This is a genomic window from Sphingomonas sp. Leaf22, from assembly GCF_001421715.1.
GTDB lineage: Bacteria > Pseudomonadota > Alphaproteobacteria > Sphingomonadales > Sphingomonadaceae > Sphingomonas.
Window position 1 is genome coordinate 1 of record NZ_LMKP01000032.1, and the last position, 13,546, is coordinate 13,546.

Genomic DNA, 13,546 nt, shown 5'->3' on the forward strand with positions numbered 1-13,546 from the left:
CCGCCAGCCGTACCGCTTCGTTTTCAAATTCCTTCGTGAACCGTCGCTGCTTCGTCATCGAGTTCGCCTTTCACCTTAAGGAGAACTCTCCACTTTTCCAGGGCAAGTCCAGGTCCTCCACATTTCGCAACGACAGCGGGAAACGTACGTACATCAGCACCACCAGCCGGATCACTTCTGGCGATGAGTTGGAGTAGCGGAACGGGCTGGCTGGCTTTCGCGGACGGGGCATCGGAGCCCCCTACCCCGCCCTGCTTACCGGAAGGTGCATTTGGTTTGACGCAGCCAACGTTCGCGTTCCGTTGGCCGCTTCCCAACTCCCGATATTCATTCAGATAAATTGCTGTTTGCCACCGTTTCTGCAGTCTGCGCCAACAGCGATTTCTCCACGAATGCATGTCTCCGCATGGTGGACAACAGCCTCGCAAATCGCATGCGTCGCCAAGATGGCGGCCGTATCGACCAGCCTGCGCTCACGAACCGCGATCAGGAAGTCGTCGCACATCGCCTCGAAGCCGCGTTGCCGTCCGACCGAGATCCAATCTGCCCGCCTTTGCACGCTTTGCGTACCCTGCGCTTCGACACGCTCGGCAAGATTCCACACGCTGTGCCGTGCCCCATCGCCAATCACGTCGAGACGCTCCTCGTCGAGCCCGCTGTTACGATGCATCATGCCGATTGCGGTGAACCCGTTGCCTGCCAGCGTGAGCGTGATGCTATGTAGCATATCGTCCACTACATGGGTTTCGATGGTGCGTCGGCAAATTGGCGCAGGGGCAAGCGAAAGCAGCGTATCGACGACATGAATGAAGTCGTCGAAAACGACGCGTCGAGGCAAGTCCGGTTGCCGGTGGCGATGCTTTTCCATGACGATGAGGTTCGCACCGACGGTGCGCAAGGCGACATAGTCCGGTGCGAATCGTCGATTGAAGCCGAGAACGAGCGGCGTGGCCCGCGCCACAGCCAGAGTAACGAGCGCTTCCGTTTCGGGGAGAGTATCCGCGAGCGGTTTGTCGACGAAGGTTGGAATACTCCGGTCGATCAGAAGCCTGACAAGTTCGCCATGTGCCGGCGTAGCCGCGTGGACGAATGCGGCATCGAACGACGTCGCGGAAAGCGCGTCGGCCACACTGACGTGTCGATTGACGATGCGGAACTCGCGACCGACCTCGTCGAGAACGACTTCGTTCCTGGTCGTGAGATGGATATCGAGATCGCCGCGTCGCGACAGCACCGGCAGATACGCCTTGCGGGCAATGTCGCCCAGCCCGATCACGAGTATGCGCATGTCTATATCTTCCGGTCAGCTACGATCACCGTTCACATCAGGTAAGGGTCTTCGAGCCTTTGCGTTCCCTCTAACCAGTCATCAGGGCGACCCAGTTCCGGACGTTCAGCCCCGACCAAGCGTTTCCCAACATGGGGCGTCCGTTAATGTGACCGACCCGGCAAGTCGGAAATTGTCTTCCGCTTACAGAACTGTTGCGCAAGGTCCGCCTATGTAGCGATTTCGGAACAGCTACTCCGGGATACTGACTTTGGGGCACCCGCCTGGCGCTGTTGGGGATAGCATCAGCCGCGACGACGCGCCTGTCAGTGATCTTGTTCGTTAAGCAGCGATTTAAGTCCGGGTGGCGTCGAACCCTGCAATGACAAATGCCGCAATGGGTCGGATGCATCGGCACGCAAAGCAACCAGTCGGATGTCCGCGGCGACGGCGCTATGGAATACACAACTGAGAAATACGCTGTCGGTCCAAACACCATTCAATACCTTGGTCATATCACGTGACAACTGTGCGACCAAATACTGACGGCCGTCGGCGATGATGATCAGGCCTAGTCCTGGCCAGCGAGACGATACAAGTTCGGCAGCATCCTTGTTGAGCGGCATATCGGCTCCGGCATCGCCAGGACGATACGCGATCCCGGCAACGGTTACTCCCCGCGAGCGAACCGCTTCAACATCTTCGCGCAGCAGGTCATAGATTTCGGGGAAGAAATCGATCAGCACAATTTCCTTGGCCGACGCCAGCATCGTGCGGGCACGTTCGAATATCTGTTGCACGCCCTGCACCGAATAGACGCGTTCGTCGTTTTGCGGTGTATATACCGCTTTAAGCTTTGCCAACGCATCGGTGTGGCGTTCCTCGAACGAATCCTTTAGCGTCTTCATCAACTGCTGCGGTGAGACCGGACTGTAGGTGCGCGTGTCTTCAAGATCGTCGCTGACGAGGACCGCGCCCTTCTGGGTCAGACTGTTGAGCGACTGATACACATTCGCCGCCGCCTTCCCAACGCGTTGGGCAAGCCGATATCCCGATGCCGAGCCTGTGCGCAGCAATTCGCAGTAAAGCCGTGATTCCAGTTCGGTGAAGCCGAACGATGTGAGGGCAAGATCGACCGAACTTTCCTTATTCATCGTCTGCAGAATGCCCATCCGTTACCGTTACGCCGCCGACTATTCCGGGCAGAGCAGATTGGGTCAAGAGGGGACGGAGTGCCGGTGACCGGCAATCGTTCCAGTGCCCATTGGGTACAAACCATGCCAAACAAGACCGTATAAAATGCTTGACAGCGTGTAACTAGCAGTCACTAATAGGGATCGTTAACCAAGAAGCTCGACGGCGGGACACAGTCTCAGCCGGCAATCATCCGATTGCCGGGACGTCTCTCCTTGTCTTCCTGCAATGGTCGAATGGCCAGCCTTTCGAACGACCCGGTAATTAAATGGGAGTACGCAAGATGATCGAAACGAAACCCGCTGACGGCACCGCTTTGCCCAAAGTCGCAACCTGGAGCTTCGACCCTGTCACGGATACAAGCCCGTCCGGGAATCCAGTTTATGCGACAATGGCGACCTCTTCAGGCGCATCCGCAACGTCCGCATTCGTCGCGCCAGGACTGACGGATCCGGAAGCTGCCAGGCAATGGCACTTGGGCAAGCTGGGCGATATCGCCACCATTTGGCAAGATTTTACGGGAAAAGGCGTCAAGGTTGGCGTCTATGATTCTGGTGTTCAGTACGATCATCCCGATCTTGCCCCGAACTACGATGCCAGCCTTGAGGTAGTTATCGACGGCAAACGGTTTGACGGCGATTACGTACCCTTTTCGGGACCACATGGCACGTCGGTCGCCGGACTGATTGCTGCCGCCCGTGATGGCAAGGGAACCGTCGGCGTTGCCTATGACGCCGGCATTACCGGCGTGAACATCTTTGACCCTTATTCGGGCGGCAAGCTCGATCCCGGCATCTTCATCAACGCCTCCGACCAGACCAAATTCCTCGAAGCGATGCGCCAGACCGCGAAGTTCGACGTCGTCAACCATAGCTGGGGCAGCACCGCCAGCCTGTATGGTTCGCAATTCTCGCGTGGTATCGAGGGCACCGATGCGGCACGCCTGGTCGCCGCCATCACCTTCGCTGCCGATACGGGGCGCGGTGGGCTCGGTACGGTCCAGGTCAACGCCGCTGGCAACAACTCGATCGACGGACAAGGCGACAGCAGCCATACCGACCGTCACTGGATTTCAGTCGGCGCCTATCGCGAGGTCGATGGCTTGGCTTCCAACTACAGCACGCGCGGGGCTTCGCTACTGGTATCGGCTCCATCGAATGACCTCGCGATTATTGGTGGAACCGGCATCGTCGCCACCGACCTGCTGGGTCGCGATGGGTATAACCTGACAGACGATCCAGGCGGCAAGATCGATTATACCGACCAGTTCGGTGGCACCTCCGCCGCCTCGCCGATCGCTGCCGGCGTCGTGACCCTGATGCTCGACGCCAATGACGCGCTGGGCTGGCGTGATGTGTCGAACATCCTTGCCTATTCAGCAAAACTGCCGGTCGCGTTCGACGACGCCACCCGCACGCTTGAATACACGGACCAGTTCGGCACTGGACGGGCACGAATGAACGAAAGCAGTTTCGTCATCACGGGTCCCGGCAACAACCAGTCGAACGGCGGCGGCCTTCATTACAGCACCGACTACGGCTATGGTGCAGTCGACGCCTATGCAGCGGTGCGCATGGCCGAAGTCTGGTCACTGTTCGGTGCTGCCGAGACCTCGGCGAACGAAGTCCATTACGCATCGAAGGTGTTCGATGCGGACATCACCGCCGTTGGCGACGGCACGCTCGATTTCACTACCTCGTTCAACAAGTTTGCCGGGACGCCGCAGGCGTTCGAGTTCACGATCACCGACGCAGATATCGATCTCGAGCACGTCGATATGACGATCACTTATACTGCACTCGTCGACTTTTCGGACTTTGGCATACCCGGCCTTACCGAGAACGACTTCAGCGCCAACCGCATCAAACTGACTGCTCCGGACGGCAGTTCGGCGTTCGTCGATACACTGCAGAGCACCGGCCCGCGCTCAGCGGATCAGCAAAGTTACACGTTCGGCTTCGCCAACTTCCGTGGTGCGGATGCGACCGGCACTTGGAAGGTCGAACTGGAGGCGAACCTGAGCGGTGTCGTCACCATCAATGACGTAAAGCTGGACCTGTATGGTTCGAAGCCGACTAACGACGATGTCTACAGCTACACCAACGAGTTCTTCACGATGGCGGCGGTCGCGGGCGAGAGCGGCCGAACCACCCTGCTCGACCGTGACGGTGGCATCGACTGGATCAACGCCGCAGCTGTATCAAGCGACGTGACGCTGAACCTGGCGGGCAATGGCGGCGGCGCGAGCTTCGGCAATCAGAAGGCGTTCGCAATCGGTCGCGGCACGGTTATCGAAAATGCCGTTACGGGTGACGGTGACGACATGCTGACCGGCAACAGCATCGCCAACAAGCTGTACGGCATGCGCGGCGACGACAAGCTGTTCGGTCTGGCCGGCAACGACACGCTCGACGGCGGCACCGGCGACGACTGGCTGGACGGCGGCAAGGGCAACGACCTGCTGACCGGCGGTGTCGGCAATGACGACTTCTTCTTCGATAACAAGGCGACATCGGGGTTCGACCGCATCACTGATTTTGGGAAGGGCGATCGACTGTTGGTCAACCGGGCGCTTCGCGACGGGAATGGTGACGGCATCATCACCTTCGGTGCGGACAGTGTGCTTAACCTCGACGGATCCAGTCGCGGTGACCGGGTGCAGCTTGACGGCGTCGATCCGGCAAACGGCCTGAAGTTCGCTGCCATGGAAAACGGCTATTACGTCTATGTTCTGAACGATCCGATTGCGGCGCTGCACGGATGAATGAACTGGCCGCGCCGGTCCTTCCGGCGCGGCCAACCGGTGACAAGGTTGGCTGACATGGGACAATATGACAATGCTTCCTTTCTGGGTTGGATTGCTGAGCGCAGGCCTTGCCATGGGTGACCCGCCCCCTAGAAACCAGCGCCCTGCGGCGCGGCCTTTCGGCTATGATGCGACGAGCCACGCCGACAATTGCGGAGTGGCTTCGATCGAATCCGGTAAGCCGGTACCAGAAAAATTGTTACTGGCAGCTCGGAATACGCCACATCTCGTCCGCATCTTGCTGTCTACGGACCGCGTGACGATGGAGTTTCAGCCAAACCGCCTGACCATTATCATCGATCAAAACGGCACTGTACTGTCGACACGCTGTGGTTAGAACCGACCGATCGACGGCGCAGCGTTTGGACGTCAGCAATGACGAACCTGCTGTCCATATAGTGCGTAATAGATTAATAATAATTACAATACCGCCTGTGATCGAATCGCGTTCGACCCATCTCTGAATACTTGGCACCAGCTGGCCACTCCCCCAAAGCCGCCGCTTGTTCATGTGACCCTCGCCTGATTCAGTCATCTGACTGCAACATGAGGAGAGAGGTGCCATGCCGCTTCTCAGCGGGATTGGCTTTGGTTACCTTCAGGTGATGAACGTTCCTGAAGCCGATGCCCTCGTGTTCGAGAGCTCCAACGATCTTGCTGACTGGCTCGCCGAGTACCACGCGGACCGTGGCGAACTCTGGGTGCGCATCTACAAGGCGGGTTCGCAACAGCGCTCGGTTACGTGGAACGACTGCGTCATAGAAGCGATCCGCTTCGGCTGGATCGATGGCCTGAAGCGTCCAGGCGACGAGCGCTCATACCTCCAGCGCCTGACGCCGCGCCGGGCGGGATCGAGCTGGTCAACCAAGAACCGGGAGCACGCCGATCGCCTGATCGCTGAAGGGCTCATGACCCCGGCCGGGCTCGCCCATGTCGAGGCCGCGCGCACCGATGGACGGTGGGATGCCGCATATGAAGGCTCGGCCACCATGGTCATACCCCAGGACTTTCTGGACGCGCTAGCGACCCTACCTGAGGCCGAAGCGTTCTTCCGAACGCTTGACCGCAAGAACCTGTACCCGATCTACCACCGCCTCCAAACGGCCAAACACCTGGAGACGCGAGCGCGCAGAATGCAAAAAATCCTTGAGCAGCTCAGTCGAGGAGAGCGCTTTCATTGAGAAGACCCAGAAGCGGACGTCCAGACGTCCTCGGCCGGTTCCCGAAAGCGGACACTCGTTAATCACGGCTTGGTCGCCGTCAGATTAGCTATGATGGCTTCACCAACCACGCTCGTTCGGTGTTCAGCCCGCCCCTTCCCTCTCGCGCAATTGGGTAGCGCACTGAATAGGAGTGTCCCGCACCCGCCTGTGCATAGAGCCACGCAAGCGCTGGGAGGCGAGCCCGCTCAGTGGGCGGACGGTTCCGGTTCTAGCTAAACGACCGGCTAGCCTTTATTCATCGTCCCGGGCTTGATCCGGGACGACGAGGTTCGGTGAGCGAGCGAGCTTCGAAGATCGGTCGGCCGGAGCTTCGACTTGACGGAATCAACGCCCTAGAGACGATGACGGCCCGGCGGATCGACCGCCCGGCGATCGGGAGACGATGGTTGAAGTTCACCTCAGGGTTCGCGCGCCCCCTGCTGCTGCTCGCCGCGGCGGTCGCGCTGAGCGGCGCGACGTCGGCGGCCGAACCCGTTGCGCCTGCGCCTGCCGGCGCGGCCTATCTCTTCGTCTATTTTACCGAGAACACGATCGACGGCGAGAAGCTGCGGTTCGCGATTTCTGACGGCAACAATGCCCTGCAGTGGAAGACGCTCAACGATGGCCGGCCGATGCTACAATCGAATGAGGGCACGCGCGGGCTGCGCGACCCGTTCATCATGCGCTCCGCGGAGGGTGACCGTTTCTTCCTGCTCGCCACCGATCTGTCGGCAGCGCGCACCGGCTGGGGCGACGCGACGCGCCACGGCAGCCAGTATCTCGAGATCTGGGAATCCACCGACCTGATCCATTGGGGCAAGCAGCGCCACGTTCGCGTCAACCTGCCTGCTGCCGGCATGACGTGGGCGCCCGAGGCGACCTATGACCCGACAATCGGCGCCTATGTCGTCTATTGGACCTCGACGCTCTACAAGGACGCGGCACATATGGTGGAGGATGGCGAGGGACCGCAGATCCTGACCGCCACAACCCGCGACTTCCGCACCTTCACCACCCCGACGCCATGGTTCAAGGCCGCCGACGTGCCGGGCGCGGTCAGGGCCAAGGGGATGATCGACGCGACCGTGATGAAGGATCGCGGCCTTTATTACCGCTTCACCAAGATCAGCGACGCGCGCGCCTGCGCATCGAGCGACATCCTGGCGCAGGTCTCGCCATCGCTGCGCACTGACGGCGCCTCGGGGCAATGGAAGATCCTCGATCGCTGCATCGGCCGTCGCGCCGGCACGCCCGAAGTGGAGGGGCCTACCGCCTTCGTCGCCAATCCGGGCGACACAAGCGGGTTCAAATACTTCCTGTGGGTCGATGATTACGGCGGGGCCGGCTATATTCCGCTCGCCACCAACGCGCTCGACGGCAAGATCGCCTGGACCTATCCGCGCGACTTCCACCTGCCGCCGTCGCCGCGCCACGGCACCGTCCTGTCGATCACCGCGGCCGAACGCGAGCGGATCGAGGCGCACTGGCGCAGCACGACGCCGGAGGGCGCCGACGTCACGGCACGCTGGGTGGTGCCTCCGGTGCTGGCGTCGGGGACGCAGCTGCCGGTGCCGGTCGGCTTCGCCGCGACATGGCGCGCCGACGGGCAGGCGTTGCGCGACGACGTCCTCACCAACCGCGATGCGGCGGCGCGGGTCGTTCGGCTCGAGGGCAGACTGACGCGTGCGGACGGGACGACGCTCACCAAAAGCTTCACGGTCCGCGTGCTCAGCAGCGGCGCTCGGCAGTTGGAAGCCTATGCGCGCACGCCCACCGGCGCGCATGACGCGAACCAGCCGACCGTGGCGCGCAGCGTGCATCTCACGCTCTCCGGCGCCGATGGTCGCATGACGCCGCTCAACGACGATTATGGCGTGCTGTTCGCGAAGGGCGATTATACCGGCGTCGACCGGGTCGCATTGCGCGGGGTCGCCGATCCGTCGCTGTTCCACTTCGCAGACGGTGCGCTCGGCGTGATCGCGACGCGAATCGATATGGCGGGCAAGCCCGATCCCGCCGAGACGGCGACTGTGATCTTCCGCAGCGATATCGCGCGCGCGGGCGACTTCGAGGAGTTGGGCACGCTCGACCTGCGCAGCGCCGATGGCGTTGCGCAGCCGCACGCGATCTGGGACAGCGCTGCGCGTCGCTATCTCGTATCATGGACTGACGGCAACGCGCAGCAGCGCTGGACGACGGTCGCCAATCTGGCTCGGACCGAGTGGCAGGTGCTGTCAGTCTAACGCGAACCGCTCTCCACATGACGCAGTCAGGCCTTTGAGCATGGCAGTCTAGCAGGCGAGTGCCTGCCACTCCGCCAGCGCGGCGGAGCGGCGTTCCCTGTAAGTCTGGCGGTCGATCAGGTGGCGTTCGAGACNGCCTTCGGGACCGATCAGCCACATGACGCAGTCAGGCCTTTGAGCATGGCAGTCTAGCAGGCGAGTGCCTGCCACTCCGCCAGCGCGGCGGAGCGGCGTTCCCTGTAAGTCTGGCGGTCGATCAGGTGGCGTTCGAGACTGAAGTGGTTGTGGACATTGGCGTGAACCGACGCGAACTTTTGCAGCGTCTTCATCTGGCGGAAACGCAGCATCGCCCGTTCCCTTCGTCGGAACGGAAGGTGGCTGTTCTCCACCCGGTTGTTGGCCCAGCGGCCGGTCTCCTGCTTCTGGCGACAGCCCAGTTCGTTCATCGCCGCACCGTAGGAGCGCAGCCCGTCAGTGGTGACCGCCTCTGGTGAACCATGACGCCTGAGCGCCTTCTTCATGAAGGCGAGTGCTGCTGCCTTGTCCCGCGTTTTGGTGACGTAGCTCTCCAGCACCTCACCTTCGTGATCCACCGCCCGCCACAGGTAGACCATCTCGCCGTTCAGCTTCACGTACATCTCGTCCAGATGCCAGCGCCAGTGGCGGAAGCCCCGCATCCGGCTTACCCGCTGGCGGCGGATGTCACCGGCGAACAGCGGACCAAAGCGGTTCCACCACAGCCGCACCGTCTCATGGCAAATGTCGATCCCGCGCTCGAACAGCAGGTCCTCGACGTTCCTCAGGCTCAACGGAAACCGGACGTACATCAGCACCACCAGCCGGATCACCTCGGGCGATGAGTTGAAGTAGCGGAACGGGCTGGCGGGCTTGCGTGGACGGGGCATGTAAGCCCCCTACCCTGCCCTGCTTACCAGAAGGTGCATTTGGTTTGACGGAGCCCTGCCGAGCGCTTGTCCGGCGCGCGTCACCAGCGGCGCACCCGCGTAAAACCGGATATGTGGCTCGCCCGTCACCAGCGACATCGCCTTTGTGCGCGGATCGACGGCGAGATCGTCGATCTGGAACACGTCACGCTGCCGGATCGCCAGCGCACACACTGACGTATCCAGCGCGGTCTGATCGACGTCGACCCCGCCCTTGGCCTTGAACCACTGACGATCGGCATCAACGAGGCTGACGAGTGCAATGGGCACGCGGCAGATGTTCTGCACCAGCGCTACGATACGGTCGAACCGCTGATCGGCAGCCGTATCGAGAATGTCATGACGGCGTAGCGCCGCCATACGATCGGCTTCAGTCGGGTCGGATGAATTGCTCGTTTGGAGATGTTCGGTCGTCACGGATCGGGATCACTATTCGTTGGGGGTGCGTGATCGGGATCGCCGCCATCCCCCAACTACCGGCGATTTCGGTCCTTTAGCAGCACTCCGGCCTCGATGCCAAAGTTCAGCTTAACCACGCTTCATCATGTCGGCGACCTTGGACGACAGCGCCTCCATCGTGAACGGCTTGGTGAGCAGTTCCATGCCGGGTTCGAGGTGACCGTTGCCAACAGCGGCATTCTCCGCATAGCCAGTAATGAACAACACCTTCAGGCCCGGCCGGAGCGACCGCGCTGCATCGGCAACCTGCCGGCCATTCATGCCGTTGGGCAAACCGACGTCGGTGATGAGTAGCTCGATCCTGGCCCCGGACTGGAGGACCTTGAGACCCGACGCGCCATCGGCCGCACCGATGACGGTGTAGCCCGCCTCGTCGAGCACCTCGTCGATTAGGTGTCGGATGGTGGCTTCGTCATCCACGACGAGAATGGTCTCGCCACTCGCCGCAGCTTTGGCGGCGATTACTCCCTCGCTCTCCGGAACCTCTTCGTCGCCCAGATATCGCGGCAGGTAGATGCACATAGTCGTGCCGACACCGACCTCGGAATAGATGCGCACCTGACCGCCCGACTGCCGGGCGAAGCCATAAATCATCGAGAGACCGAGGCCGGTGCCTTCGCCGAGCGGCTTGGTGGTGTAGAATGGCTCGAACGCGCGTACGATCGTCTCCGGCGACATGCCGGTGCCCGTGTCGGTGACGCAAACCGAAAGATACTGGCCTGGCTCGATGTCGCGCTCGCGAGCGGCGCGCTGATCAAGCCACTTGTTGGCGGTTTCGATCGTCAGCCTTCCACCATCCGGCATGGCGTCGCGCGCGTTGATGCACAGGTTGAGTAGCGCGTTTTCGAGCTGACCTGCATCGATGTTGGCGGCCCACAGACCTGCTGCACCGACCACTTCGATCGTGATGGCAGGTCCGACCGTGCGCTGAAGCAGCTCCTCCATACCCGCAATAAGACGGTTTACATTGGTGGGCTTGGGATCAAGCGTCTGCCGACGGGAGAAGGCGAGCAGGCGCTGGGTCAGCGATGCCGCCCGCCGCCCGGCACCTTGCGCCGCCACGATGAAGCGATCGATGTCGTCGAGCCGGCCGCGAGCAATCCGGAGTTGCAGCAACTCCAGATTACCCATCATGCCGGTCAGCAGGTTGTTAAAGTCGTGTGCCAGTCCGCCGGTGAGCTGGCCGACCGCTTCCATCTTCTGCGCCTGCCGCAGCGCCTCCTGTGTTACCGTCAGTTCGTTCTGGGCGCGCAACCGTTCGCTGATGTCGACGGCGTGGTGGAAAGCGCCAATGATGCGGCCGTCCTGTGCCCGCAGCGTGTTGTAGGACACCTCCCAATAGGGAACGGCAAGGTCGGGATCGCCGAACTCTTCGGTGACCGTGAACACTTCGCCAGCCAAGGCACGGGTCATGAAGCCGCGCATGATCGGTGCCTGATCGGGCAGGAAGAGATCGGGGAACACGTCGCCGATCTGCACCCGGTAGCCGTAGATGCGGAAAAACTCGTCGCTGTGCGCCTGGTTGAAGGCGATCAGGCGATAGTCGGTGTCGAAGGCACAGATCGGCGCGATGTCGGACTGAACGATGTTCTGGTAGAGCAGCAGGGCTGCCGAACGCTCGTCAATCCGCTGTTCCAGTGTGCTGTTCAGTGACTGAAGCTCGTCGACGGCTTGCCGCCGGGCGGCGTCGACATTCAGTCGCTCGGTTGCGGTGCGGGTGCGCTCGGCTGCTTCACGGATGAAGGCGATCTCAGCATCCGTCCAGTCGTGCACGAAGGGCATGTTGACGAAGAACACCGCCACCAACTGCCCGTGTTCCAGAACCGGGATGTTGACGAAGGAGCGCGCGTGCCGCTCTTCGAGTGCGGCTGCATCGGCCGTCCGCAGGTCGTCCCGTACATCAGTGATCGCCACGTGATTGCCGCGCTTCATGTCGTCGATCCACGATCCGAAGCTGCGTAGCGACAGCCCGCCGGCAAGGGAGGCGACACCGTCCGCGGTCCAGTCGCGCTGGGTGACCAGCATGTCGCTGTCCGCTTCAATCTCGGAATAGCCTACCCGGCTTGCACCCAGCACCTCAGCGACGATCTCGCTGACGCGCCAGGCGAGGTCGACCGGATCTTGCTCATCACCGATGATCGTCGTGACCCGCTCCAGGGCGTCACGACGACGATCCTGCTGGCTGCGCTCCGTGACATCGACACCTTGTACGAAGATGCCGCTGACCTCGCCGTTCCGATCCCGGATGGGTTGCAACACGAAGTCGACATAGCGCTCGTCGACCGGACCACCGAATGTCGGCTGCACATCATAGCGCGCACCCGACGCATTATAGGCCACCCCTGACGCATAGACTTGGTCAAGAAGGTCGAGATACCCCTGGTCCACGGCGTCACCCAGAGCTTCCGCGAACGTCCGGCCGATGATCGGACGATAACCGATCAGGGCCATGTAACCGGGATTGGCGAACTCGACGCGGTGCGCCGGGCTGACCAGCAGCGCCATGAAGCTCGGTGCCTGATCGAACAAGCGACCAAGGGACTCACGCTCGTGAGCAAGCGTCGCCAGCGCAGAGGCGTTGCGCTCTGCTTCTGCCGTCAGCGCCTGGTTGGCCGCATACACGCTGCCTGCCCGGTCGAAGATACCGCTGTATTCCGGGAGTAGATCAGCTTCACTCCGACCCACGTCGATCGTCTCGCGCAGCGTCTCCAGCGCGGTGACGTCGATCGGATGCTGGAGCACGAACGCTACCTCGCCGGCATCGTCGAGGACGGGGGTGTGCGAGATGCTCCAGAACCGCTTCTCGAACCCACCACCATCCTCTTTGGATCTCGGCACGTCGAAGCGCAGCAGCGCCATCGTGTCCGGTGCACGGGTCCGCAGTACCCGATGAAACGAGTCCACGGCCTGCTTCAGCGTTTCCTCGTCGGTCGGAAAGGCATCCCACGCCCATCGCCCGACGATATCCGCAAGCTTGCGGTTCACGGACGCGAGATAGGCTCGGTTGGCAGCCGCGATGTTCAGATCGCGGTCGAGCACGAGATACGGGTTAGGCGATGCCTCGAAGAAGGCCGCGAGATCGGAGACGGATGCTGGCACTCCTCAATTTACACCATTGGCTTACGATGGCGACCATCCCAGACCAGCTTTCTCGAAAACGAAGGTACAGCGGGACAGCAAAGGCATGCTCGGTCTCCGATGCGCTTAGGTTGAGCCGTTTTCCCGAAACCTGTTCCCGATTGCATTTTCCCGAAACGGTCGGTTGGGCACGGAGAAACGGGACTGCTGCGAGTTGGTGAGACTGCCGGTTTGGGGATATCCGGATGATTTACCTAGGCTCAGGACTCGTTGATTACAGCCAGAAGATGATGGTGGCAGCGAGGGCGATGGCGGAGAAGAAGGCGGTCGGGCAGCGATCGTAGCGGGTTGCG

9 protein-coding genes and 1 pseudogene are annotated in these 13,546 nt (G+C 61.5%); 4 read left to right on the plus strand and 6 right to left on the minus strand.

Translation table 11 applies throughout. The features are described from left to right. Positions 1–109 precede the first annotated feature (109 nt). The 3 genes and pseudogenes from ASE70_RS21100 to ASE70_RS12625 all read right to left on the minus strand — a co-directional run. Positions 110–232 (minus strand): annotated as a pseudogene (locus ASE70_RS21100) (IS6 family transposase); the annotation flags it as partial. Positions 233–331: 99 nt separating this feature from the next. Further along, complete coding sequence (locus tag ASE70_RS12620; RefSeq protein WP_082449807.1) at positions 332–1,288, minus strand: Gfo/Idh/MocA family protein; 957 nt, start codon at positions 1,286–1,288, stop codon at positions 332–334. Positions 1,289–1,593: 305 nt separating this feature from the next. After that, positions 1,594–2,439, minus strand: coding sequence for a TrmB family transcriptional regulator (locus tag ASE70_RS12625; protein ID WP_056001616.1), 846 nt, complete (start codon positions 2,437–2,439; stop codon positions 1,594–1,596). A 305-nt stretch (positions 2,440–2,744) separates the two neighbouring features. On the opposite strand from ASE70_RS12625, the gene ASE70_RS12630 reads away from it, so the two are divergent. The 4 genes from ASE70_RS12630 (at position 2,745) to ASE70_RS12640 (ending at position 8,712) form a co-directional block, all read left to right on the plus strand. Beyond that, on the plus strand, positions 2,745–5,225 hold the full coding sequence (locus tag ASE70_RS12630; RefSeq protein ID WP_162235977.1) for a S8 family serine peptidase: 2,481 nt from the start codon (positions 2,745–2,747) through the stop codon (positions 5,223–5,225). Positions 5,226–5,340: 115 nt separating this feature from the next. Further along, positions 5,341–5,604: an I78 family peptidase inhibitor gene (locus tag ASE70_RS21105; protein WP_162235978.1), complete on the plus strand. Its 264-nt coding sequence runs from the start codon at positions 5,341–5,343 to the stop codon at positions 5,602–5,604. 226 nt (positions 5,605–5,830) lie between these two features. Further along, complete coding sequence (locus ASE70_RS20745; protein ID WP_235519880.1) at positions 5,831–6,448, plus strand: YdeI/OmpD-associated family protein; 618 nt, start codon at positions 5,831–5,833, stop codon at positions 6,446–6,448. A 428-nt stretch (positions 6,449–6,876) separates the two neighbouring features. After that, positions 6,877–8,712: a glycoside hydrolase family 43 protein gene (locus ASE70_RS12640; RefSeq protein WP_200925640.1), complete on the plus strand. Its 1,836-nt coding sequence runs from the start codon at positions 6,877–6,879 to the stop codon at positions 8,710–8,712. 188 nt (positions 8,713–8,900) lie between these two features. On the opposite strand, the gene ASE70_RS12645 is transcribed toward ASE70_RS12640, so the two are convergent. From ASE70_RS12645 to ASE70_RS12655, 3 genes are all read right to left on the minus strand, one after another. Continuing rightward, positions 8,901–9,617: an IS6 family transposase gene (locus tag ASE70_RS12645; RefSeq protein ID WP_056505406.1), complete on the minus strand. Its 717-nt coding sequence runs from the start codon at positions 9,615–9,617 to the stop codon at positions 8,901–8,903. A gap of 9 nt (positions 9,618–9,626) precedes the next feature. Next, positions 9,627–10,073: a GAF domain-containing protein gene (locus ASE70_RS12650; RefSeq protein WP_156356220.1), complete on the minus strand. Its 447-nt coding sequence runs from the start codon at positions 10,071–10,073 to the stop codon at positions 9,627–9,629. Positions 10,074–10,184: 111 nt separating this feature from the next. Then, complete coding sequence (locus tag ASE70_RS12655) at positions 10,185–13,214, minus strand: PAS domain-containing protein (protein ID WP_082451012.1); 3,030 nt, start codon at positions 13,212–13,214, stop codon at positions 10,185–10,187. Between the last annotated feature and the right edge of the window lie 332 nt (positions 13,215–13,546).